At 61.5% G+C, this 24,295-nt stretch carries 18 protein-coding genes; 15 read left to right on the forward strand and 3 right to left on the reverse strand.

Annotation, left to right across the window (positions count from 1 at the left end; genetic code table 11):
- Positions 1 to 14 precede the first annotated feature (14 nt).
- Positions 15 to 1,394: a nucleotide pyrophosphatase/phosphodiesterase family protein gene (locus tag QSJ36_RS06885; protein ID WP_022396550.1), complete on the reverse strand. Its 1,380-nt coding sequence runs from the start codon at positions 1,392 to 1,394 to the stop codon at positions 15 to 17.
- A gap of 68 nt (positions 1,395 to 1,462) precedes the next feature.
- On the opposite strand from QSJ36_RS06885, the gene rph reads away from it, so the two are divergent.
- The 3 genes from rph (at position 1,463) to QSJ36_RS06900 (ending at position 4,414) form a co-directional block, all read left to right on the forward strand.
- Positions 1,463 to 2,266, forward strand: coding sequence for a ribonuclease PH (gene rph, locus QSJ36_RS06890; RefSeq protein WP_022396551.1), 804 nt, complete (start codon positions 1,463 to 1,465; stop codon positions 2,264 to 2,266).
- Between the two features lie 191 nt (positions 2,267 to 2,457).
- Positions 2,458 to 3,216, forward strand: coding sequence for a type II secretion system protein (locus QSJ36_RS06895; RefSeq protein ID WP_022396552.1), 759 nt, complete (start codon positions 2,458 to 2,460; stop codon positions 3,214 to 3,216).
- Positions 3,217 to 3,565: 349 nt separating this feature from the next.
- On the forward strand, positions 3,566 to 4,414 hold the full coding sequence (locus QSJ36_RS06900; protein ID WP_102726618.1) for a PEP-CTERM sorting domain-containing protein: 849 nt from the start codon (positions 3,566 to 3,568) through the stop codon (positions 4,412 to 4,414).
- Between the two features lie 154 nt (positions 4,415 to 4,568).
- Here QSJ36_RS06900 and QSJ36_RS06905 read toward each other — a convergent pair whose 3' ends face one another.
- Complete coding sequence (locus QSJ36_RS06905) at positions 4,569 to 6,647, reverse strand: alpha-L-fucosidase (RefSeq protein WP_102728454.1); 2,079 nt, start codon at positions 6,645 to 6,647, stop codon at positions 4,569 to 4,571.
- Positions 6,648 to 6,837: 190 nt separating this feature from the next.
- Here QSJ36_RS06905 and QSJ36_RS06910 point away from each other — a divergent pair, with 190 nt between their 5' ends.
- Together QSJ36_RS06910 and nadD are read left to right on the forward strand one after the other, a co-directional pair.
- Positions 6,838 to 7,515: a M23 family metallopeptidase gene (locus QSJ36_RS06910; RefSeq protein WP_022396555.1), complete on the forward strand. Its 678-nt coding sequence runs from the start codon at positions 6,838 to 6,840 to the stop codon at positions 7,513 to 7,515.
- Positions 7,516 to 7,536: 21 nt separating this feature from the next.
- Entirely contained in the window at positions 7,537 to 8,112 is a 576-nt protein-coding gene (nadD, locus tag QSJ36_RS06915; RefSeq protein WP_102728455.1) for a nicotinate (nicotinamide) nucleotide adenylyltransferase, read from the forward strand.
- Positions 8,113 to 8,136: 24 nt separating this feature from the next.
- Here the strand turns inward: nadD and truA are convergent, their stop codons facing one another.
- Positions 8,137 to 8,928, reverse strand: a complete 792-nt coding sequence (gene truA, locus QSJ36_RS06920; protein ID WP_102728456.1) for a tRNA pseudouridine(38-40) synthase TruA — start codon at positions 8,926 to 8,928, stop codon at positions 8,137 to 8,139.
- A gap of 115 nt (positions 8,929 to 9,043) precedes the next feature.
- On the opposite strand from truA, the gene QSJ36_RS06925 reads away from it, so the two are divergent.
- From QSJ36_RS06925 to QSJ36_RS06970, 10 genes are all read left to right on the forward strand, one after another.
- Complete coding sequence (locus QSJ36_RS06925; protein ID WP_146018205.1) at positions 9,044 to 10,348, forward strand: hypothetical protein; 1,305 nt, start codon at positions 9,044 to 9,046, stop codon at positions 10,346 to 10,348.
- Positions 10,348 to 15,531 carry a hypothetical protein gene (locus QSJ36_RS06930; RefSeq protein WP_285467883.1) on the forward strand — a complete coding sequence of 1,728 codons (5,184 nt, stop codon included), beginning with the start codon at positions 10,348 to 10,350 and terminating at the stop codon, positions 15,529 to 15,531. Before QSJ36_RS06925 ends, QSJ36_RS06930 begins: the two co-directional genes overlap by 1 nt.
- A complete protein-coding gene (locus QSJ36_RS06935) occupies positions 15,518 to 17,149 on the forward strand; it encodes a hypothetical protein (RefSeq protein ID WP_102721919.1) in 1,632 nt (543 codons plus the stop codon). Before QSJ36_RS06930 ends, QSJ36_RS06935 begins: the two co-directional genes overlap by 14 nt.
- 116 nt (positions 17,150 to 17,265) lie before the next feature.
- Positions 17,266 to 18,129: a L,D-transpeptidase family protein gene (locus QSJ36_RS06940; protein ID WP_180975187.1), complete on the forward strand. Its 864-nt coding sequence runs from the start codon at positions 17,266 to 17,268 to the stop codon at positions 18,127 to 18,129.
- Positions 18,107 to 18,748 carry a sugar O-acetyltransferase gene (locus QSJ36_RS06945; RefSeq protein WP_102721917.1) on the forward strand — a complete coding sequence of 214 codons (642 nt, stop codon included), beginning with the start codon at positions 18,107 to 18,109 and terminating at the stop codon, positions 18,746 to 18,748. Before QSJ36_RS06940 ends, QSJ36_RS06945 begins: the two co-directional genes overlap by 23 nt.
- Before the next feature lie 101 nt (positions 18,749 to 18,849).
- On the forward strand, positions 18,850 to 19,104 hold the full coding sequence (gene rpsO, locus QSJ36_RS06950) for a 30S ribosomal protein S15 (protein ID WP_022396563.1): 255 nt from the start codon (positions 18,850 to 18,852) through the stop codon (positions 19,102 to 19,104).
- Between the two features lie 148 nt (positions 19,105 to 19,252).
- Positions 19,253 to 19,870 carry a TetR/AcrR family transcriptional regulator gene (locus tag QSJ36_RS06955; protein WP_102728460.1) on the forward strand — a complete coding sequence of 206 codons (618 nt, stop codon included), beginning with the start codon at positions 19,253 to 19,255 and terminating at the stop codon, positions 19,868 to 19,870.
- On the forward strand, positions 19,867 to 20,877 hold the full coding sequence (locus tag QSJ36_RS06960; protein ID WP_180975188.1) for an HlyD family secretion protein: 1,011 nt from the start codon (positions 19,867 to 19,869) through the stop codon (positions 20,875 to 20,877). The genes QSJ36_RS06955 and QSJ36_RS06960 overlap by 4 nt, the downstream gene beginning before the upstream one ends.
- Before the next feature lie 24 nt (positions 20,878 to 20,901).
- Positions 20,902 to 22,446, forward strand: coding sequence for an MFS transporter (locus QSJ36_RS06965; protein ID WP_285467886.1), 1,545 nt, complete (start codon positions 20,902 to 20,904; stop codon positions 22,444 to 22,446).
- The gene (locus tag QSJ36_RS06970; protein WP_102728463.1) at positions 22,443 to 23,843 is read left to right on the forward strand and encodes an efflux transporter outer membrane subunit; all 1,401 of its coding nucleotides are present in this window, start codon (positions 22,443 to 22,445) and stop codon (positions 23,841 to 23,843) included. Before QSJ36_RS06965 ends, QSJ36_RS06970 begins: the two co-directional genes overlap by 4 nt.
- The last annotated feature ends 452 nt before the right edge of the window (positions 23,844 to 24,295 follow it).

Here is a 24,295-nt window from a genome sequence, read left to right on the forward strand (position 1 = left end):
CAGGCTTCCTGCCGTCACTCTTTTTCAAAGGCGGAGAGGATGGCCTCATGCACGTCCTGCGCGGAACGGATTTCCGGCAGGGATGCCGGGCCGATGAATACGGGCTGCTGGTTTGCGGGTACCCGGTCCCTGCCATGGGAGCCTTTCACCTGGTCTCCGTTGAGGGGAATGATTTTCATCAGTGCGCGGAAGCCCAGCTTTTTTTTCAGCAGGAAGGCGGCGGCGTGGAACATGGGGAAGGAGAGGGTCGGGTCAAAGAACATTTCCGCCGGATCGTAGCCGGGCTTGCGATGGATGTCTACGCAGCGGGCGAAGTCCGGGGCCCTGGCGTCGTCCAGCCAGTAGTAGTAGGTGAACCACGCATCCGGGGCCGCGACGGCAGTGAAGTCCGGCAGGCGTTCCTGCGCCGCAGGATTCAGGCCGGAGAAGTCCGTTTCCCTGGTTTCCTCCACTCCGGGGGTGGCGGCGAGCAGCGTTTTCACCTCTTCCTTCACGGAAGGGTCGTTGATGTAAATATGGGCTGTCTGATGGTCCGCCACAGCAAAGGCCCGGGAGGCGCCGCAGTCCAGCATTTCCGTACCCATTTCCGGTTTGACGGCGATCCAGCCCCGTTCACGGAAGAGGCGGTTGAGGGCAATGCTGCGGGAGACGTCGGAAATGCCGTATTCACTGAGGATAACGGGGGTGACGCCTTCCTGTTCCAGAAAGTCGACCAGGTCGCAGAGCAAACCGTCCATGGCTTCCGCCGCCCGGGCCGCCTGCATTGAGGAAGGGCCGAATTTCTGAAGGTCATAGTCCAGGTAGGGCAGGTAGATGAGGTTGAGGGCAGGGCGGTGTTTCCGTTCCACCCACCGGGCGGAGTCCGCTATCCATCGGGAGGACTGGATGCCGGCCATGGGGCCCCAGAAGGTGGGGAAGGGGAATTCCCCCAGGTCTTTTTTAATGGTCTCCCGGAGTTCCATGGGCTGGGTGTAGATGTCGAAGACCTTGCGGCCGTCCGCCGGGTACATGGGGCGCGGCGTGATGGTCCAGTCCGCCGTGGAGTACATGTTGTACCACCAGAAGAGCTTGGCGCAGGTGAAGCCGGGTCCGTACCGTTCCCGCAGCTTTTCCCAGAGGCGCGGTCCCTGCACCAGTTTGTTGGATTGCTTCCAGAACTGGATTTCACTCATGTTCCGGTTGTACCATCCGTTGCCGGGGATGGCGTGCTCCCGCGGGGAAAGCCCCGTCACATAAGTACTCTGCGCGGAGCAGGTGAGGGCCGGAAAGGCAGGGGGGAAGGAGGAAACGCGCCTCCCCTCCGCCCAGGCGGAGAGTCGCGGCATGTGTTCCATCATCTGGCGGGAAAGGGCCACCACGTCAATGACGGCCACACGGGTGTGAGGGAGTTTCATGGAAGGGATATTAGCGGTTTGATGCGGGAATTCCATCTTTCCATTTGAAAAAAATGGCGGCATCCGTCATGATTCCCCGCATGGAACGTCAGGATAAACGACTTGTGGACCAGTTGCGCCCGATCAGCTTTGAAACGGGGATTGCCCCGAATGCCACGGCCTCCGTGCTGGTGGCCTTCGGCCGCACCAAGGTGATTTGCGCCGTTACGATTGAGGAGGATGTCCCCCGCTGGATGAAGGTTCAGCGTGTGGAGGGCGGCTGGCTGACGGCGGAGTATTCCATGCTCCCCTATTCCACGCTTGACCGCAAGCGGCGCGATATTACGGCAGGGAAGCTGGACGGACGTTCCAGCGAAATCCAGCGCCTGATAGGCCGCTCCCTGAGGGCTGCCGTGGACCTGGGCAAGATCGGGCAGCGCACGATCTGGGTGGACTGCGATGTTTTGCAGGCGGACGGGGGCACCCGGACCGCTTCCATCACCGGGGCTTCCGTGGCCCTGGCCATTGCCGTGAACAAGCTGGTGGCGCAAGGCAAGCTGGCGGAGTCTCCCATGAAGAGGCTGGTTTCCGCCGTTTCCGTGGGGATGCTGGGCGGGGAAGCCCTGCTGGACCTTTGCTATGTGGAGGACAAGGATGCGGAGGTGGATATGAACCTGGTGATGACGGACCGCGGTGAGTTTGTGGAAGTGCAGGGCTCCGGGGAGGAGGCCGTGTTTACGGCGGACCAGATGAGCCGGATGCTGGAACTGGGCCGCAAGGGCCTGGAAGAGATTGCCGGGCTTCAGCGCCAGGTGATCGCCGATGCGGACAAGCCGGACGCCGACGCGCTGGAAGGGCTGAGCGCCTTTTTCGGCAGCGGCAGGCAGGCATGAATTTCCCATGGCGCGGGATTGTTCCGGCTCCCGGCAAACGGGGGCCGCGGAGGAATCCCGGCGCCCTTCCAGGCCCAACATTTTTATGAGAATATGCTTGTCCTGACTGGGAAATCACGTTAATAGTAGAGACGAACATAGATAACCACGTACGGTTTTCTTAAACTGTAAACATTCCATCATATCCAACAATGAAAGTATCTTTTGCAACACGCCAGTTACGCAGGGGGTTCACCCTGATCGAACTTTTGGTTGTTATTGCCATTATCGCCCTGCTGGCTTCCGTGGCGTACGGTCCGATTCTGAACCAGATCAACAAGGGCGACCAGATGCAGGCCCTGACCAACATGAAGAACGTGGGTGTGGCGATGAACGAGTTCAAGTCCAACAGCAAGCTGGGCAACTTCCCCGATGACATCACCGCGGACCGCGTGGTGGCGCAGCACAATTACATGAGCGGCCTGGGCGCGCTCCAGGGGGATACCTCCAATGACTACTTCCGCCAGCTTCTGGGCAATGAGTCCGTTTCCGAAAGCAACTTCTACGCCAAGGTGCAGACTCCTTCCGGCGGTTCCACCGTTACTCCCGACGGTGAAATCTATGACGGCAAGGCCCTGACCCCCGGTGAAGTGGGCTTCTCCTACGTCATGCGCAAGGGTGACAATAACAAGAAGGTAGGCATTGGCAGCTCCGTGGGTGAATATCCCCTGATGGTTACTTCCGTGCTCCCCGGTGAAGACGGCAGCACCGTCGTGGCTGGCAACGCCGTCCGCTTTGACCCGGAAAGCTTCCGCGGCAAGGTTCTGATTTTCACGACCGCCCAGAGCGCCAAGACTCTGGAACTGGATGACAACGACAACCTTCAGGACACCTTCATTCCCAAGAGAAGGGGCAAGGATGTCAGTGACCAGTTCCTGATTCTCACGCCTGATTTCAGCGGCCAGGAATAAGTTTTTTCCGTTAGCATGATTTGCACAGGGCGCATCCTTAGGGATGCGTCCTTTTTCATGCCCCTTCACTGGAATCTGGAGCATTCCGAACCGCCGGTCCACACCGTATGACAGAAATGGCCGGCCCGGTAAAAAGAGGCAGCGGCCACGGTTGGTCCGGGAACAAGGAGTAAAAAACGTTGTTGGATTTCCCCATGTTTGTTTGGATTGCATTTGATTAGCTATTTTTTATATCTGCCGCCGGATAGCCGCATGATGGGGCAGCGGAAAGGCGCGGCCCGTGAGCTATTGTCATTTATGGGTCATCCGTTGTGCGCTACGGAGTGGTCATGGTTTCAATACACTTATCATGACCAAGATTGTGATTGCCCTGTTATCCTTAGCGGCGCCACTGGCATGCGCCGCCCTGCCTTCCGGTTCACCCTCCGGAGCCGCCGCCCCTGGTGAGGAGAAGGTGGTTCAAATGAAGGGCGTCATGTCCTTGTCTCCCGCTATGGTCAAGGAGATCAATGAAGGCGGAGCCCTGACTATTTCCTCCCCCTCTTTTCCTTCCGGTTATTATACCGTGTACCGTTTTGTTTCCTCCCGCGGGAATGTAGTGCAGGCTTTTTCCGTGTTGGAGAGAAACCAGCTCCAGGCCCTTGGGATGGCTCTTCCCGTGCAGGTAAAGGCCCGGGAAGAGCTGGATGAAGACGTATCCTGGAAGCTGGAACGGGAAGTGGTAGCCATGTTTTCCTATGGAAGATCCTATATGCCCCATTGTGAGGAAGTCCTGGTGCGGGAGGCCGTGTACGGCCCCTTGTCCGGCGCGATGGTTTCCCATGGCGGCGGCGGAGGATTTTACGGAGGGCCTCCCGGCAGGGGAAACGGGTTTGCCGCCAACCAGCTTAAACCAAGTCTTCCGGATAATGAGGCCAGCTCCAAGCCGTCAGACGACAAGGAGACGCCTGTTTCTCCGGACAGGAAGCCCGACGGAGGGACAGAGGCGGCCGGAGATGAGGCTGTGGCTGATTCCGGGAAGGAAGAGCTTTCTCTGGATTCCCTGCTTACTGAAAATACGGTGCCGACGTCTTCTCCCGATCCCAAGACGCTGCGTTTGCCGGCGTCTCTGAAGGCGGAGGCCGTTCCGGAACCGTCTTCCGCCATGCTGGGCATGTTCGGCATCGCCTGCCTGCTGATGCGGCGCAAGCGGAGTTGAACTCCGGTCCCGTTCTCCATTCCGGTTTTCCAGCCGGGAAGGAATGGCTTTTCTTTTCCACGCCGGAACATGGTTTGCAAACAGGCCGTGTCATGAGAAAGGCGTTCCGGCCTGAAAAAGCCGGAACGCCTTCATGCAGCTAAGTGAATGGATTTTATTTGCCTGCGGGCGTGCCGAAGACGTTGATTTCCGCAGCGGAAGCACTGTTGCCGTCCAGCGAGTTCGTGCCGGTGAAGCGGAAGTAGCGTACGGGTTCCTTGACGTTCTTGAGGTTGACGGATTGCTCGATGGGATTGGCGCGGAGGTTGGAGAATTCCCCTTCCGCCGCCTTCGTCCAGGTTTTTCCGTCCGGGCTCACTTCAAACTGGTATTTGTCCGTCATTCCGGAGGTTTTTCCATCCTGCCTGGGCAGGTAGGAGAAGCTGGAGACCTGGTAGGGTTTGCCCATATCCACCACAAAGGATTGGGGCGCCTCAGCCTTGGCGAACCAGGAGGTTTCCGGATTGTCGTCAATGGCCGCCGCAGCGTTTCCGGAAGTGGCGTTTTTCACCTTCCACCCGGTTTTGCTGATGCCGAATTTGGCCTGGCTGACGGGACCCAGCTTGCCGTTGGAGAATTGGCAGCGAGCCTTGACAGTGCCGCTTTCCGCAAATTTGGCGCCCTGTCTATAGACGGGGGAGCCTTCCTTGGGTTCGCTGCCGTCCGTCGTGTACAGGATTTTGTTCTTGCCGTCCGCAAGGATGATGAGGTTGTCTCCGCGGCGGAAGATGGAGGGCCGCACGGCGCCTGCCGGCTGGCGGAAGAGGGAGAATTCAGAGATGCAGGGCGTGGCCTGGCTGCCCGTGATGCGCAGGCGCAGCTTCTGGGCGGTGATGGGGCGGTTCAAACGCCGCATGACCTGGTTGCCGATGGTCTTTCCTTCATTGTCGATGCAGACCCATTTGCCGTTGATGAAGGCGTCAATGTTGAAGGAGTCCACACGCTGGCCCAGGCGGATCTGTTCGCGCAGCCGGATGACGTCGAAGGTGGCGGGTTTGGGCAGCGTAATGAAGGCGGTGGGCGTCAGGTTGTCGTCCTCCACGGCCCAGTAGGTTTCCATGTTGCCGTCCGTCATGTTGGAGGGGGCGAATTTTTTGTCATTGCCGCGCGTCTGGGTGGCCGTGACGGTGGCGCCCAGGGCATAGTCCCTGGCATACAGCTTGTCGCGCAGTTCCTTGAATTCCATCAGGGATTTGACGTCCGCAGGGTCCAGTTTGCCGGTTTTGTCCGCCGCCACGTTGAGGATGAGGTTGGCTCCGCGTCCCACGGAGTCAAACCATACCTGCATGAGTTCTTCCGGGGATTTGACGCGGGAAGCCTGCCCCTGGTGCCAGAACCAGCCGGAATGGTTGATGGTGGTGTCCCCTTCCGCCGGCACCCAGCGTTCTCCGCCGCGCTTGCCGGTTCCTCCGCCTCCGCCGTTCAGCCCCACGGTGCTCCAATGGGGGTAGTTGACGTGGCCCTTTTCAGAGCCGCCCCAGCGGGCGTCTCCGTAGTGGCCCGCGCCCCAGATGATGCAGTTGGGCTGGATTTTGCGGATCATCTCCACGATTTTTTCAAAGTTGTAGTACTTTTCCGCGTCGCCGATGTTGCGCTTTTCCTTGGCCCCTCCGTAGTAGCCGTCCCCCCCGTTGGCGCCGTCAAACCAGATTTCAAAGACGGGGCCGTAGTTGGTCAGCAGTTCGCGGATTTGCTTGTAGTAAACGTCCAGATAGCCTTCCTTGCCGTAGTCCGCATTGTTGCGGTCCCAGGGACTGAGGTAGGTGCCGAATTTAATGCCGTGCTTTTTGCAGGCCAGGGCGAATTCCTTGACCACGTCTCCCTTGCCGTTTTTCCACGGGCTTTTGGTGATGTTGTGGTCCGTGGACTTGGTGGGCCACGCGCAGAAGCCGTCGTGGTGCTTGGCCGTATAGATCATTCCTTTCATGCCGCCCTTCTTGAAGGTGGAAACGATGTCGGAGGCATTGAAGTCCGTAGGGTTGAAGATTTTCGGATTTTCGTCGCCATAGCCCCATTCCCTGCCCGTGAAGGTATTCAGGCCAAAGTGGATGAAGCCGTAGAATTCCATGCGCTGCCAGTTGACCTGGGAGGGGGTTGGCACCGCCCCGTAGGGCTTGGGAGGGTCTGCGGCCCAGCCGGGCAGCATTGAAGAAGAGAGAACCGTTCCGAGGAAGAGGGAGGCAAGCTTGTTCATGCAGAAAAAACGTGTGTTGAAAAATACGGGGAATGTTCCACCCTTCTTTCATACGGGGGCTTGGCTGTCAAGTTGAAAGGGAGGGTGGAAGGGGAACGAAGGGGGTTAGCAGGCTCTAACTTCGACATGCGGGGAATTCCGCTTGATACGGGACCGGGGTCCGTTTAGCATACAGAGGACTTTTGTTCCCATGTCCTATTTCCGTTTTTTACTGCTGGCGCTGGTTCTTCTGACCGGTTCCGCGTTTATCAGCGAGAGCGCTCCCGTTTACATGGCCCGGCGGGACAGCAAGTTCGCGCTCGTCCCTCTTTGCGACGGTTTTGATTTTCCGGTAGGCAAGCCTGACGGCAACGGCTATTACCGGTCCCGCGGCCTGCGCGTGAAAAGCCCCCGCCACATGGGCGAGGACTGGAACGGCAACAGCGGGGGCAATTCCGATCTGGGCGATCCCGTTTATTCCGTGGGCCACGGCGTGGTGACTTACGCGGCGGACGCCCGCGGCGCGTGGGGAAAGGTGGTGATTGTCCGCCATGCCTTCCGCGAGCCCAAGTCCGGAAAGGTTCTTTGCTGCCAGACGCTTTACGCCCATTTGAATGATATTAACGTCGTGCTGGGGCAGTTGGTGCTCCGCGGCACCCAGGTGGGCACCATCGGCACGAACCGCGGCATGTATCCGGCCCACCTTCATATTGAACTGCATTACAATCCGGACGTGAATTGCGGCCAGCAGGGTATTCCCAAGACGGAGCGCAATTACGGCCGCCTGACGGATTTCATCACCCGCTTCCGCCGCCTGCCTCTGGAAAAGAGGATGGTGCGCGTGCCCATCGGCGGGTTCCTGCCTTACAAGGGCACGGAAGGACTTTGATTTTTTGACGGATGACGGACGGTGAAGCTGTGCATTTTCGGCGGTTCGTTTGATCCCGTGCATGAAGGGCACGTTCGTGTGGCTGCGCATGCGCGTGAGTACTGCGGGCTGGACCGTGTGCTGTTCATGCCGTGCTCCCTGTCTCCGCTGAAGGAGCAGGCCCCCGCCGTGACGGATGACCAGCGTTGCCGGATGATTGATCTGGCGCTTCGGGGACTGGATTGGGCCGTGCTTGACCGGACGGATTTGAATCTTCCGCCGCCTTCGTGGTCTTGGAGAGTGGCGGAGTGCGTAGCGGACCGTTATCCCGGCGCGGAGCTGTTCTGGCTGATGGGCAAGGACCAGTGGGATTCCCTGGAACAGTGGGGCCGCTGGGAGCACCTGGCCGGGCTGGTGACGTTCATCGTGTACCACCGCGGCGGTGAACCGGCGCCCAGGGAAGGGGTGCGCGCCGTTTTCATTGAGGGGGATGAGCCCGCTTCTTCCACCCGTGTGCGGCATGATCTGCGTACGGGCGTATGCCCCGTGCCTCATTTGAATCCGGAGGTGGAGAGCCTGATCAGGCGGGAAGGCCTGTACGGCGCGGCGCGCAGCTAGGGGGGGAAGCAGCCTGTTTTTACCTCATTCCTGCTTGTTTCCGGGGGCTTCCTCCGCGTAGTGGACCTGCATCAGCGTGAGCCCGTCCGGCGGGGCGCAGAACGGGCTTTTATCATCCGGGCGTGGGTAGTTAATGAGGCGCGCCAGTTCGTCCAGCGTGATTTTTCCCCGCGCGGCTTCATGAGCGGCTCCTGCCATGAGGCGCACCATTTTATAGAGAAAGCCCGTTCCGGTGAGGGTGATGAAGACACGTTCCCCCTCCTGCACCACCTGCGCCTGCGTGATGGTGCGGAGGAAGTAGTCCGCCGGGATGGGGCGCGGTTCATTGCCGCGCAGGGCCGCAAAGGCCGTAAAGTCATGCGTTCCCAGAAAGAGCCGGACGGCTTGCTCCAGAATGTCCGTGCTCCAGGCCAGTGGACGGTGCCAGGCCAGCCCGGCGTCAAAAGGGCTGAGGACAGGCGCACGGGAGATACAGTAGCGGTAGGTTTTTCCCGCCGCGCTGAACCGGGCGTGAAAGCCTGGGGGAACGTATTCCGCATGGGTGATCCGTATGGTCCGGGGCAGGCGGGTATTGAGGGCGGTGGGCCATTTGTCCGCAGGAATGCGGTGGGTGTCCGGCGCATCCACATGGAAGACCTGGCCCAGCGCATGCACGCCGGCATCCGTCCTGCCGGAGCCGTGGATGCGGACGGCGGAGCCGAAGAGGGCGGAAAAGGCGCGTTCCAGGGCGTCCTGTACGGTGCGGCCTCCCGGCTGGCTCTGCCAGCCCAGGTAGGGGCGTCCATCGTACGCGGTGGTGAAACGGATGCGGGGCATGGGGCCGATTGTGTTGGAACGGTCCGGTTTTGGCAAGCGGCAAGTACCGTGCGGTGACGGTTTGGAATGGATGCCGTGCGTTCCGTCCGCTCCCTAGCTTGGAGGCCATAAAAAGATGGCTATACGAATACAGGATTTTGGAATGCTGCATGTGGCTCCGGATTTGTCCGGCGTGATTCCGTTGAACGCGTTTGAAGCGCAGGCCGCCGGAGTGCGGAACCTGGCTGCGGGCGCGATGGATTTGGCAGGAACGGCGGGTGCCGCGCTGAAGGAGATGCAGGAGGTGAGGGATGCCGGGCAGTGGGCGCAGGCCCGCGACGGCCTGTACCGCTTTGAACAGGACGTGATGCGGGAGCTGGAGGCCGGCGGGGAGCCGGACCGCCTTCAGGAGAAGTGGAAGAAGGCTTTGGCGGAACGGCTTCCCGCCTACCTGCCGGGCCGGATGTCCGCCCCGGTGAGGGAGCGCGTGGAGCTGGCGAGGGAGAACCTGGAGACTGCCGGAAGCATTTATTTGCAGAAGATGTCCCGGCTGGGCCAGTTGGAGGAGGCTCGGCGGTCCTGGGCCGGAGGGGTGGAGTCCGCCGTAGAGCAGGGGGAGGATTCCCTGGCCGAACGCAGGATTGAAGAAGGCCGCGGCGTGTTTGTGACCGGAGATGAAGCCTCCCGCATGGCGGAGGAAGCTCGTGCCCGTGTGGCGCTGAACCGGGCGGTGGAGGAGGTTCGCCGTGATCCGGCCGCGGCAGTGCGCCTCGTTTCCCGGGAGCGGGAAATGCCTCAGACCCCGGAGGAAAGAAGAGTGGCGCAAGAGGCTTCTGCGGCATATGGAGAGCTGAAGCGGCGTTATGCGGATGCTGTGGCGGCTACCGTATCCGGCGGCGGCCTGCTGCGGGATGACGGGCTGGCGAATGCGGAGAAGCACGGCTTGATCAGTTCCGAGCAGTTGAGGCGTTATACGGCTTCCAGGGACCGGAGGCAGGCGGCGGAGTTTTCCGGCGTCAGTATTCCGGGAGACGACATGCTGCTGTGCCGCATGGCCTCCCTGATTGATGAGGATTGCGGAGGAGAGGGGGATGCGGACGCCATGATTGAAGTGGCTACTTCCGGCCTGCCTGCGGCGCAGGTGGAAAGACTCCTCCGGCGGCGGGAGGTGATGATGAATGTTCCCCTGGAGCTGCGCCGCGCGGCTTCCCGCCGCCTGTCCTCCATGTTCCGGAACGGAGCCTGGGGACCGCCGGAGGACGCCCGTGCGGTGGAGGAATGGAAACGCGTCCAGATGGAGTTGGCGGAGGCCGTGCAGAGGTCTCCGGAACAGCCGGCGGAGGAGATGGAGAAAGTTTTTGAGAAGGAAAACCGCCTCCAGGATGCAGGCTGGGTAGGTTTTATGGATATGAATATGAATAACGGAAAGGAAGGCAAGTGATGATGGAAGATGAGAGGAACCAGGAACAGGACGGGACATTTTTGGTAGAAGAAGGCGTGCCGGAAAAGGCCTCCGCAACGATGGAGGAAAACCGGTTGCAGGAGGAGAACGCGGTATCCGCAGTCCCTTCCGGCGCGGGAGAATTCCCGGAGCAGGGGGCGGCGGCGAAGGAAGAGTACTGGAACAGCGTGCTGACGGGAGATGTGATGACCATTCCCCGGGAGGTCAGGCAGAAGGCGGAAGCGATGTATCCGGCGGGAACGGCTGACCGGGAAAGGATTGCCGCGTGCGTGATGCAGTCATGGGTGGCGGATTCGGGGGAAATCCCCCGCGAACGCATCCGGAGGGACTGGAAGAGTATCCGGGAAGAGGTGGCGCGGCAGTATGGAGCGTCCGGCAAATCTGATGACGAATTGTTTGTGGCCGTCTCCATGCACAACCAGGTGCGCCTTTCCCAGCGGGAGACCTTGTTTGAATTGTACCAGGAGGAGTATGACCGCACGCTGGCCGGGAGTGGAACGGCTCCGGACGAACGGAGGAAAGAGGCTGTTTCCGCGTGGCCGGAGGAGATGCAGGCCGTGGCGGACCAGTTGAAGAGCAGGGCCGTGTCCGACGCCCTGGATGACAGGAACCGTCTGGCGGACGCCGCCGGAATTATCCGCAGGGGGCTGGAAGGGCTGGTAGCCAGTGAGGCCCCGGCGCCGGAAGGTTTTTCCGCTGTGCAGGTGAACCGGAAGGCGGTTGCCGGAGTTCCGGACGTCATTCGCGCCGTGGATTGCCTGGCGTCCCTGGAGGACGGGGACCGGCGGAAGGTGTTCCGCATGATGGCCCCCTACCTGCGTTCCCGGCCCGCTTTCCGGGATGCCCTGGGGGGCGCGCTGAAACGCGGAGCAGCGGAAGCAGCGGAAAATGTGGCTCATCTGGCCGTGAACGGTGCGGCCTGGGCCCTCCCGGAAGGCCGGGAGAAGGAGGCGTTGGACAGGTATTCCCGGAGTTTTGAGGAACTGCGGAATTTTGCCAGGATGGAGTTTGCTCCCCTGCGCGGAGGAAAGGATGCCCCCTGGTTCCGGGAGATGCTGGTGGACATGGCCCAGCAGGGCGCATCCACGGCGCTGGCGTTCAGCGGCCCGGCCGGGCTGGGACTGCTGATGGCCGGGGAGACGGGCCGCCACATGGCGGATGCCCGGCGCATGAATCCGGACGGCGTGTTTGATGCCCAGATGGGTGGCGCGGTCGTGTCCGGGGGGATGAACACCCTGCTTTCCTTCGGGATGACGAAGCTGGGCCAGCGGATGCTGGGGCAGGGGATGCGCGCGTTCCGGGCCATGAGGTCCGCTTCCGGGAATGTGGGAGCGGTTCTTTCCGGAACGGGAGCCATGGCGGCGGATGCCGTGAAGATGGCGGCGGAGAACAAGCTGATGGAGCTGACGCCCATGGTGGCCCAGGAAGGCGTGGGAGCGTTGACGGACAGGGTGTCCGGCGTGGACTGGGAGGGATGGAAGGAGCGGCAGATGTCCGTGGACGACCAGTTGAGGGAGGCGGCCATGATGATGCCGTTCCTGCTGATCGGCGCGGGAAAGGCTTCCCTGCACCATTTCCGCCATGCCGGAACCTTGCTGGGGGACGGAGAACCTCTGAAGGTGTTTGGCATTCCGGATGAAGCGGTAACCCGCATCCTGCGGGAGAAGGACATGCGCCGTGCCGGGGAGCTGCTGCAGAAGTCCCTGCGTGATTCTCCCCTGTGGGGATCCCTGTACATTTCCAGAAAGGCGCTGGAATGGTCCCGCGCGCTGGATGAAGCCGGGGAGCCTTTTTTAAGGACGGAACAGGACGTGAGGGATTTTCTGGAACTGCCTTCTCCCGTGCGCACGAAGCCCTGGAAGATGAGGGATTTTCCGGAGTCGGAAGCAGTGTTGAAAAAACTTTTTCCCCATCCGGACCATGCGGCGGCCAGGACCAAGTGGCTGTTGCGGGCCGGGCTGCCCCGCGTGGGAGAGTCCGCCGCGGCGGACGGCCGCCGCGTTTATGAGGCGGAGCCGGCCCCCGGCATGGAGATGAAGAGAACCCGGGGCCGGAGTTCGGTAGAAGAGGCCCTTTCCTCCTGGTATGAAGCCCTGTGCCGTATGGAAGAGGAAGACCTGGGGCTGGCCAGGAACAGGAACGGGAGGGAAATTCCGTGGCGTTTGAGGAATGCGGCGGATTACGACGTGCAGGCGGACGCCCTGCGCCGCGCGTTTGTGGAAGACAGGCTGAAGAAGCGCGCCTACCGCCCGTACAGGATGCTGCTGCTGGCTTATCCGGAGGAAGCGGGGCGTAGCGGTTTTTCCGGCAGGGACTGGGACGCCGTCACCGTGGAAATGGAGCGCCGGACGCGCGCCAATGTTTACGAGGGAGTGATGGAACGGGTGCACGGCGCTTCCCATGAGGAGGTGTCCGGGCATGTGGCCCTTCGCCTGTGGGAGTCGTTTTGCCGTGATGAGGGTTCCTGTGCCAGGGCGCGCCGCTGGCTGGAGGAAGGGAGCTCCCTGCTGAACGCTCCGGATTTGCTGGCCGGGGCTTCCGGTCCGGACGGCCTGGCCGCCGCCCTGTCCAGGATGAGCGGCATGATGGCTTCCCTGGGGGACCGGGAACGCCACCGGGTAAGCCCGGAGCTGCGGGAGATGAACCGCATGGTATGGGGAACCCAGGCGGATGTGAACAGCTTGTACCAGGTGCTTCCCAATATGAAGGAGTTTGACGTGCATGTAGGGCGCGGCTACACGCCGGTGGAGAGTTACGGGCGGCTGCTGTCCCGTTTTCTGGAAGTGGAACCGGAACACGTGGCCCGTTATGCCACCGTGCTGGATGCGCCGCGGCTGCATGCCGGTCCGGAGCGGGCGGTTCCGCGCGTTTATCCGGGTACGCAGAAAGCGGTGGAAAATCTTTCCCGCCTGACTCCGCGCCTGTTCCAGTCCTCGCGTGGGAGCGGAGGCGGGGAAAGGCTGTGGCGGGTAAAATATCCCAATGGCAGGTGGTCGGCCTGGCATCCTTCGCAGGAGGCGGCGGGAACGGACCTGATGGCCAATGTCTCCATGATGTTTTCCCCCGCCTGCACGGCCAAGAGGGATTTGATCCGGAGCTGGGAATGGCACGCCCGCAGCGGGCATCCGGAATGGGATACCAATTATCTGCGGCTGACCGCAGGACTGGAAAACGTGCAGGGGGAAAGGCTTTCCTGCCTGTATGACAGCCTGACGGCCATGGCGGTGGCGGATATGCTGAAGGCCGGTTACGGCGTGCGGGGCGCCGTGGGTTCAGGGGACCGTCTGGAGGTGACGGGCAGGGGCCGCGTGGCCGCTGAAACGCTGATGAGCCATGACGCCCTGCGGGAACGCATGGATATCCACGGCAAGTACGTGGGGGACGTGCAGCGGCTGGGAGTGGATGCGGACAATCAGCCCGTTCCCTCGGCCAAGGGACTGGTGATGCACCGGCTGCGGCTCCATAATACGGAGAATCCCCTGGCCTTGATTGAGGACAAGGCGGAGGTCGTATGGGACCGGCTGATGCGCACGGACCAGCTTTCCCCGGAGGACGCGTGGGAGATGCTGAAACGTCTGGGCCGCGTGCCGCGCCGCAGGGCGCTTCCCGGAGAAACGGAATTGATTGAAGAGCTTTCCCAGCTCTCCAAGGAGTATTTTTTTGCCCATCTGGACCATGACGCCGTGCCGGAGACGGTAGCTTCCTGGGCGCGCTACGGGGCCGCAAGCCCGGACAAGGCCCTGGAACCTCTGGAGGAATTGGTGCGCCGCGCCGGGCTGCTGAAGAAAACGCTGAAGGAGGGGCCGGAAACCGCCGAATTCATGGGCATGCTCCGTGAAACGGTGGGAATGAATGACCGGATACGGGCTGAACGCGCCTGGGACGCAGGCGGTGAGGAGGTGCGCCTTCCCATGATGGAAAGGTACGCCCATAGCCTGATGACCGGCAGGCTGCTGTCCACCGCGCCGGACCACGTGAGGGAGGACCTGCTGCGTTCTCTGGCCGCGCTGGACGGATATGAGGGCGGGTCCGTCCGCAGGATGGAACGGCTGGCGGAACACCGCATGACGGAACTGGCACGGGCGCTTCAGGAGTTTCCCCAGTTGAATGCATGGCGTCCGGACCCGGAGCATCCCGGCCTGTACCTGCATTTGGTGAAGCGGCCGTTCAAGGCCGGGAAGGGAACCCTGCGCGCGAAGGATGTTTCTCTGGAAGCCATGGGAGAACTCCTGCCGGAACCTGTTCTGGAGGCCCCCCTGTATATGGAGGAGGATTTTTCCGTCAGGAGCGGCGTTCCTGCCCCTGCCGCATGGCGCAGCCGTCCGGAGGTAATCCGTGCGGTGGAAACGCTGGACGTGGTGAGGCGGGATTTTGCAGCCCGGCCGGAAGCCGCGGAGTCCGGCGTCATCTGGCAAGGAAGAACCTACCGGATTGATTCCTGGACGGCCCCCGAAGGGGTGGCAACGGCCTGGAGCCGGGAACTTCCCCTGGATGAAGCCGCCTCCCTGATTGATGTTCTGGACCGCAGGCAGGAGGAAATGAGAGGGGGCATGCTCCCCTTCCTGCCTGATCCGGAGGAGGCGCGCGCGATGTACGCCAACTGCGTGATTTACCGTGACCCGGACGATCCGGGGCATACCGTTCGCCTGATGCCGGGCATTCCGGAAAGCCCCGTACGGCAGGCGCGCGCTCCGTATGTGGTGCATGCGTGGAACGGCGTTTACCTGGACAGCCGGGGTCTGCCTGCGGCGTCCGAGCGGGATTCCTATATTCCGCTGGAGCGCTTCACAGGCGCGGGAGAGGAGCCTTCTCTGGAAACCGCTCGGGAGAGCCGCGCCCGGTCCCTGGGCCGGATTCTGGAAACGCTGGGGGATGCGGATGCGCAGGAACGCTGGTGGTGGAACAGGGAGCAGGCCGTTGGGTGCTTCATGGAAGACGTCGTCAGGCTGTATGAAGAGCTGGGGGTACGCTCAGGCTATCTGAGGGGGGAGCTTGACCTGCTTGATCCCGTGATGGTTCAGGCTCTGCGCTTCGTCTCCCACGTGCTGAACGATCCCCTGGCCTACCGCCTGCCCCTGGACAAGGGGACGGAGGCCCTGAAGGGAATGACCAGGGAGGGAGTCCTGCTGAAAGAACTAGTGGAGGAACATGGAAACTTCTAATCATCTGACGGAATCCTGGAGCCAGCCTTGGCAGTCTGTCCTGTCCAGCCAGCTCTGGAGGCTGGAGCACCTGTACTGGATAGAAAACAAGGCCGGGCAGCTCCAGCGCTTCTCCCTGAACAGGGCGCAGCGGCGGCTGCATGAGCGGCTGTGGTACAGGAACGACATCCTGAAGGCGCGCCAACTGGGCATTTCCACGTATGTGGCCATGCTGATGCTGGACATGAGCCTGTTCCGGTCCAATTTCCATTGCGGCATTATTGATAAGAGCCTGCCGGACGCCCAGCAGAAGCTTGCCAAGCTGCGTTTCGCCTGGGACCATCTGGATTACGTGCCGCCCGACCCTTCCGCGATGGATGTGGCCCTGGCCCGGCTGGGAGAGAGAATCAAGAGCCTGTCCGGCGTGGAGAAGAAGGGGGAATGGCGGCCCTGCACGTCTGCGCGCAACCGCCTGGCTTTCGCCAACGGGAGCGACGTGCGCGTGGGGACGAACCTGCGCGGGGGCACCATGCAGTTCCTGCACGTTTCCGAGCTGGCGCATGTTTCCGTGCACGCCCCGTGGCGTGCCAGGGAAATCCGCACGGGGGCGATCAATACGGTGCCCCCCGGCGGCTTTATCCTGAAGGAGAGCACCCATGAGGGCGGCCGGTACGGCGTGAATTACGAACTGACGCGCCAGGCCATGGAGAACATGGGCAAGAGCGAGCTTTCTCCCCTGGATTTCCGGTTCTTCTTCTTTAGCTGGTTTGACCAGGAGGAGTACACGTTGCCGGGGCGCGGCAGATGGAGCCGGGAACTGGACGAGTACTTCCTTTCCCTGGAACGGGAAACCGGGGTGGCGCTGGATGCGGGCCAGAAAAGGTGGTACGCCAGGATGGCCCGCGTGATGGGGGCGGCCATGAAGCAGGAGTACCCGGGAACGCCGCAGGAAGCTTTCTCCACCGGGGAGGAGGGGAGCATTTACGGCAGCCGCATCATGGCCCTGCGGGAACGCGGGCGCGTGGGGACGGAGTTTGCGGCGGACCCGGACGCCCCCACCTTCACGGCGTGGGACCTGGGGTTGAGCGATCATACGGCCATCTGGCTTGTGCAGGTGATGGGGGACAGCTTCCACTGGCTGGACCATTACGCCGCCAACCAGCAGCCCCTGGCCCATTATGTGGAAAAAATGAAGGAATGGGAGAAGGCGCACGGCGTGGCGGTAACGGCCCATCTGCTGCCCCACGACGCCGCGCGGAGGGATGCCCACGGCATTTCCTACGTGGAGAACATGTCACGTCTGGGATTGGCGAACGTGCGCGTCGTTCCCAGGACCACGGACGTCTGGCGCGGCATCAATACGCTGCGGGAACTGCTGGAGCGCAGCTTCTTCCATGCCCGCACCCAGGAAAGGGTGCGCGGCGTGCGCGGAGAGGAAGAGCCCGGCGGCGTGGAACATCTGGAATTGTACAGGTCCAGGCCGCCGGGTGCGGGCGGTTCCGTGGTGGAGAGCCCCGTGCATGACGGACATTCCCATACGGCGGATGCCGCGCGCACATTTGCAGAGGCGTGGTCCCATGGACTGCTCCACGGGCCCGGGAATGACCGGGGCCGCGGCAGGCGCGCACGGATGTGGTGATGGAAGGAAAACGGGGCCGGGAAGAGATTTTTTTGATTGATGGTTGACAGTTTTGTCAAAAAGCGGTTCCTTTTTCCGGCTTTCCGTTGTCTAACGCAGTGATGCGACTCCCCGAGATGAAGTTACCCCTTTTCCATCTGCTGGTTCCCTGCCTGTGCGTTCCGTTCCTGTTTTCCTCCTGCGGCACCACGGGTGGGGGCTCTTCCCCTTCTTCCTCTTCCAATGTTCCGGTGGAGGAAATGACCGGGTATTTTGAGGAAAGCGGAACCATTCCGGGACACCTGCTCAAATGGGAGGACGATCCGTCCCTGCCCGGAAAGCTCCTGGTCGTGGTGGACAAGAAGAAGCAGATGATGTACGTGTACCGCGGGACGCACCGCATCGCGTATGCGCCCATCAGTTCCGGAAGGAGTTCCGGCATGACGCCCTCCGGCTATTTCCGCATCGCCTCCAAGGATGCGGACCACCATTCCTATTACGGCGCGTTCATCAATGCCGCCGGGGAGCTGCGGGACGGGGATATACGGAAGGATGCCGCACGGCCCGGAGAAAGGTTTGAACCGGCCAAGATGCCCTATTTCATGAGGGTGAACGGGGCTGTAGGCATTCATGAGGGGTACCTGCCCGGCCGCCCGTCCTCCCACGGGTGCATCCGCATCCCCCATCTGGTGGCGAAGAACCTGTTTGAAGTGGCTCCCGTGGGAACCCGCGTGATTGTCAGAGACGGGGATTGGAATATTCACGAGCTTCAGAAAAAGCCGTCCGGTATTTTCAGAACGGTGCATAAGCCGTCCGCCCAGCGGGCTGGCGCAAATTCAGCTTCCTCCGGGAAGAAGGAGCTTGTAAAGTCAGAGGCGTCCGTAGAGAAGGATGCCGCTGCCATGCCGCCTGTTGGAGAACAGGAAAACGCGCCGCTGCCTTCTTCCGGCGCGGACGCCGTGACCCCCTCTTCATCCCATGGACTCGAAGGACTGGAATAACATGCTGGCCGGGCGTTTGTACCATGCCCAGGATTCCGAATTGACAGCCAGGCGCCTTCGGGCGCGCAAGCTCGTCTTCCGTTACAACCAGTCCGCCCCGGAGGAGGAAGAACTGCGCCGGGAATTGGCGCGGGAGCTCTTCGGCGGCATGGGGGAAAACTGCTATCTGGAACCTCCGCTGCGGTGTGACTATGGAACGAATATCCGGCTGGGGGATCGCGTATATGCCAACTTCAACCTGGTGGTGCTGGACTGTGCCGCCGTCACGATCGGCAGTGATGTGCTGATAGGCCCCAATGTGGGGATTTACACCGCCACGCACCCCGTGGACCCGGGGCTGAGGCGGGACGGTCTGGAATTTGCGCTTCCCGTCACCATTGAGGACGGGGTGTGGATAGGCGGCCATACGGCCATTGGCCCGGGCGTGCGCATCGGGCGCAATTCCGTGATAGGCGCGGGAAGCGTGGTGACGAAGGACATTCCCGCCAACGTGGTGGCTGTGGGAAACCCCTGCCGCGTGATGCGGCCCATTACGGAAAAGGACCGCGAGGCCTGGGGTGCGGTGGAAAATGGTGGGGAGGCCGCTACCGCAGGAACGGAGGCAAATTCTCCTGCATGATGAAATTTGAATTGCTTTTGGGGACGGATGGTGCATAGTTGGCGCCCTCACAGTGTCGATTAGCCGCTGCCACGAGCTAAATACATTCAAAGAAAACACTTATGAGTAACGAAATCAATTTGCAGGAATTCAAGATGCATGAAAAGGATTCCGGTAGCTCCAGCTACCAGATCGCCCACCTGACCCAGCGCATCGCCCACCTGACCGACCACCTGAGCACGAACAAGCACGATGTTTCTTCCCGCCGCGGGTTGTTGAAGATGGTGGCTCTGCGCCGCAAGCTTCTTGATTACGTCAAGCGTGAAGATCTGGCCCAGTATCAGAGCCTGATTCAGCGTCTTGGCCTTCGCCGCTAAACGGCGGAGCATATTCCCGTTTGATTCGGCCGTTGCGGTTTTCCGCAGCGGTCGTTTTTTTGCCGCGGGGGGAAGGGCGGTTCCCCGTATTTTTGTTCCGGAAGAGGCCTTGACCTTTAAAAAATGTCTGTTAGCCTGACAGACATCTATGGAACAAATGACACGGGTCCAGCAGAACACGCTGAGAAAAATCGTGGAGGCGGCCATTGAACTGATGAGTGAAAAAGGGTTCCACCGCGTCAGCGTTCAGGAAGTAGGGAAAAAGGCCGGTATTTGTGAAAAGACCGTCTTCCGCTACTTTGCCACCAAAAAGTCCCTGCTGGATGAAATCATCCGGTACCGGGAATATGCCAGCGAACTGAAAAAGGAATTCGAGAACAGGAAAACGTGGGACCTGGCGCATGACCTGAAACTGGCTGCGCGCCTGTACTTCCAGGCGACGAAGGCCAAAAGGAACGCCTTCCGGGCCTACTTGAGCGCGCTGGACTCCGTGGATACGAACGGAGATGATTTTTTGCGCGACCCGCGGGAGCTTCATTCCTTCCTGTGTGACTACATGGGCGCCATGCAGGAAAAAGGAAAGGTCAGGGAGGGGGATGTGGGGCTCATGGTGCGCGCCTTTGTCAATACCCTGCACGGCTACATGCTGATGTACTGCCTGAATGACGACAGCAAGGCATGGCAGGACAAGGTGGCCTCCATGAAGCTGACCATTGGCCTGTTCATTCAGGGATTTTCCCGGCAATGCACATCCTGCGGCGCATGAGCAAGCATTTGAAGGCTATATCACTGGGCAGCATGGCCCTGGCGGCCGTGGGAGCCATCGGCTGGGGAGTCTGGCATTTCCGGGAGAGCCGCACCATGAAAACGGACGACTGCCGCGTGGAGGCGAGCATCGTTTCCGTGGGATCAAAGCTGGCGGAGCGCGTCACCAGCGTGGATGTGGAGGAAGGGGAAACCGTCCGCCGCGGGCAGACGCTTGCCCATCTGGACAGCCGCACCATGCAGGCGCGCCTGATGGCCGCGCGTTCCCGCGTCAAGCTGATGCAGGCCAGGCATGACGAGATGCTGGCCGGCTTCCGCCCTCAGGAAATCGAGTCCCAGCGGGCCAGGACGGCCCAGGCCTCCGCCAGCCTGGAACATGCGCGGCGTGATTACGAGCGCGTTGAAAAGCTGGTGAGGGAGCAGGCAGGCATCAGCTCCGCGGACCGGGACGCCGTACGGGCCACCTACCTGGCGGCGCAGGCGCTGGAGAAGGCGGAGCAGGAGAATCTGGCCCTCAAGCTGGAAGGTTACCGCGAGGAGGAAAAAAGATCCGCCCAGGCCCAGCTGGAAGCCGCACGGGCGGAACTGGAGGAGTTGGAAGTGCTGTGCGGGGAATGCGTGGTTAAATCCCCCGTGGACGGCGTGGTGGCCCGCAAGCTGGTGAACGGCGGGGAGATGGTCAGTTCCGGCCAGAAGCTATTTTCTATTGTGGACGGCGGGGACGTCTGGCTCAACGTCCGCGTGGAGGAAACCAAGATAGGGCGCATCCGGCAGGGTCAGGACGTGCAGTTCACGCTGGACGGTTATGACGGCAGGGTTTTTCACGGCACGGTTTATGAAATAGGGGCGGCCACCTATGCGACATTCTCCCTGATTTCCACGGAGAACGTCAGCGGTTACTTCACCAAGGTCATGCAGCGCTTTCCCGTCAAGGTGAGCCTGCCGAAGCCGGAGGATGGCGTAGTATTCCGCCCGGGAATGCAGGGAAAGGTTTCCATTGATTTTTAAGGAAAAAGTATGAGCGGTCCGGTTATGCAAACAATGTTTCCGGCGTGGAAACGGCGCCTGCTGACGGGGATGGCCTGCGCGTGCACGATGCTGACGTTTCTGAATATGGGCTGCATCACGGCGGCCACACCGGATTTGTCAGGCACATTTGTGGTTGGCACCCTGGATGTTTCCTGGTCGGGTGCGGCGTGTCCGCTGGGAACTGCCCTTTCCTTTACCGTGGCGGCGTATCTGTGGGCGCGCATCGGGCTGAGAAGGTCCCTGCGCACGGCCCTGCTGATCATGCTGGCCGGAACCTTGCTGGGACTGGCGGCGGACCATTTCTTCCTCATGATTGCGGCCCGCTTCCTTCAGGGGGCCGGAGGCGGCCTGGCGCTGGTGTACGGAACGGGGCTGGTGAATGCCGCCCTGCCGCCGGAGCGCCGCGGCGTGGCGATGGGCGTGAAACTTTGTTCCATTGGCCTGGCTTCCTGCGCCAGCCCGGTAGTGGGGTGCCTGCTGGTGCAGTACTGGCACTGGCGGGGGCTGTTCGTCATCGTGGGTGCGGCCGCGGCCGTCCTGGCCGTGCTGACGACGCTGTACGTTCCCGACCAGAAGATTCCCAAGGGAGGGAAATTCGATTGGTTTTCCTTCCTGGCGGTGGGGATGGGATGCGTGTGCATGCTGATGGTGCTTATTTACGGGGAGACGGACGGCTGGACGGCGCCCGGCGTGCTGGCCTGGATGTACGGCGGATTTTGTTCCTTTGCCTTGGCCTTCATTTCCTGCATGACCCACCGCACCCCCCTGCTGGATGTCCGCGTGCTGGGCAACTGGCGGTTCCTGTGCGGCCTGCTGGCGTCCCTGTGCAACATCTTCTGCATTTGCTGGGTGCGGGTGGGGACGGTGCAGTTCATGCGCAATGTCATGAACTATGAACCGGTGGGCATTGCCTATGTGTTCATGGTTCTGGTGGCCGGATTTTGCGGCGGCGCGGCGCTGGTGCTCCCCCTGATGCAGAAGGGCAGGCTGGCCCTGCGGGTGGGCATGATGGCGGGGCTGCTGGCGCTGGGCGCCTCCGCCTTCTTCCTGTCCCGGCTGGACGCGGGCTGCTCCTGGCTGGACGTGGCGTGGCCCCTGGGGCTGTTCGGAATCGGTTATGCTTTCTGTTTGAATACGGCTACGCCGCTTGCCCTGAGAGGGGTGGAGGGGCGTTCCGCCGCCGCTTCCTCCCGGACGCTGAACACCGTGCGCTACATCTTTATTTCCCTGTACGTCAGCAGTGTGAGCACGGTATTGGCCCATATGAAAACGGGGTTCCGCTTCAGCATGGCGGAACAGGTAAGGGACGATTCCCCGGGAACGGCGCATACGCTTGACATGTGGCAGAGGCACTTTGCGGAAACCGGCGGCACGGCGCGGGAAATCCATGCATCCGTGGATGCGGTGCTGCAAAAGGCCGTGGCGCTCCAGAGCCAGGTGTTCTCCGTGGATACCTTTTATCTTTGCACCGTGATCGTGGGGGCGGCAGGTGTGCTGTTTGCCCTGTTCTGCCTGAAATCCGGCCAGGAAAGGAAGGCCGCTTCATGAAACGTCTGATGCTTCTTCTCATGGCCGCACTGCTGGCTTCCTGCGGCAGTCCCGCCGTATTTGAAAGGCCCGTCATGGAAATGCCGGAGGGAACGGCCCGGACTTCTCCCGTGGGGACCGGGTGGTGGCGCATCTTCAATGACCGTGCGCTGGACCGCCTGGAAGAAAAGGCCGTGGCTCATAACCGCGATCTTGTCCGCGCGGCCGCCTTGGTGGACCAGGCCTCCGCCCTGGCGGCGCAGGCGGGATCCGCCATGCTGCCCCGGGCGGAACTGGAAGCTGGAGCCAGCAGCGAGGAACTGTCCGAAGGTGAACGCTATATGAACAACCTGCCGGACCGGGCGAGGGATTTGTGGTCCATGTCCGGCGTGCTCTCCTATGAAGTGGACCTGTGGGGGAAGTTGCGGGCGCGCACGGAGGTCGCCCGGGCGGAACTGCTGGCTTCCGCCGCCGCTCGGGATGCGGTTTATCTGCGGCTGACGGCGGAAGTGGCCTCCGCCTACATCAATGTGCGCACGTGGGAGGAAAAATGCCTTATCATCCGCCGCGTCCATGCCTCTTATGAACAGACCTGCGCCATGTATGAAAAAAGGTTTGTGCAGGGGCAGTACCCGGAGCTTGCCCTGCGCCGCGTCCAGGCGGAGCGCTCCAAAACGCTGGCCCAGCTCAGGCTGTCGGAAAACGAACTGTCCCGTGCTGAAAGCGTGCTGTCCGTGCTGGTGGGGGACAGTCCCAGGCAGGTGATGAAGGGCGGAAGGCCCGGCGGGGGTAATGCCGCCCTGCTGGCTTCTCCTCCGGTCATTCCGGCGCGGCTCCCTGGTGACATGATCGAACGCCGTCCGGATATCTGGGAGCTGGAATCCCGGCTGAAAGCCGCCTTTTACGGAAGGGAGGCGGCGCGGAAGGACAGGTTCCCGTCCCTGGTGCTGACGGGGCAGCTGGGGCAGGTCAGCACCCAGTTGAACGAACTGCTGAACCAGTCTTCCAGAAATTATGAATTGGGAGCGGGCATTCTCCAGACCCTGTTTGACGGGGGGAGGAAGCGAGCCGTCGTGCGCGCCGTGGACGCCAAATGCGCCGCCGTCCAGGCCGCGTATGAGCAGGCTGTCCTGAACGCTTTCCGGGAAATCAGGGATGCCCTGGTGGAACGCCGCAAAAGCGCGGAGGTTTACGAGGCCACGCTTGATGAAGTGAACTGCCTGCGCCGCAGCTGGGACATTGCGTCCAGGCAGTATGAGGCCGGGTATGTGGGGCTGATGGATGCCCTGGATACGCACAGGAGCCTGCTGAGCGGGGAGCTGGACATGGCGGATGCCGCGCAGATGCGGCTGAATGCCGTCGTCAAATTCTGCAAGGCTCTCGGCGGCGGATGGCAGCGGCGCCCCGGTTCCTCATGAGGAACGGTTCTTGCCGCCGGGGATGCCCCCATCTGCTCCGGAGGAAGTTTTCCGGCAGGGAAGGGAGGGGATGTCCATTCCCGGCAGGTGGCGGGGAAAAGCACGGAACAGCGGGGCTATCAAACTATTTGCTTGCATTCTCCTTGACAGGGCTTATGCTGGCATCCGACGTTCGGGGACTCGTTTCCCGGTGCGTTTCTGTCGGGCATGCCTTGAGAAATTTTCGGATTTTCACAGGCTGTCAAGCCGGTAAGACTGGGCCGGAGCGTTTGATCCATCTGGGATGTGCGCCCTGCCGCGCGGACAGTGTTCCCCTTTATTTTTGGGAAAAGGCTGCTGCGGATAACACTCTTCCTGAGGCACTGCCCGTACCTGACGCCATTCAGGCTTCCCGCCCGGAGCCGGTCTGAATGGGCTGATGAGGCTGCGGGTGACTGAAAGACAAGAAATAT

Origin of the sequence: Akkermansia sp. NBRC 115031 (assembly GCF_030268505.1) — a bacterium.
GTDB lineage: Bacteria > Verrucomicrobiota > Verrucomicrobiia > Verrucomicrobiales > Akkermansiaceae > Akkermansia > Akkermansia massiliensis.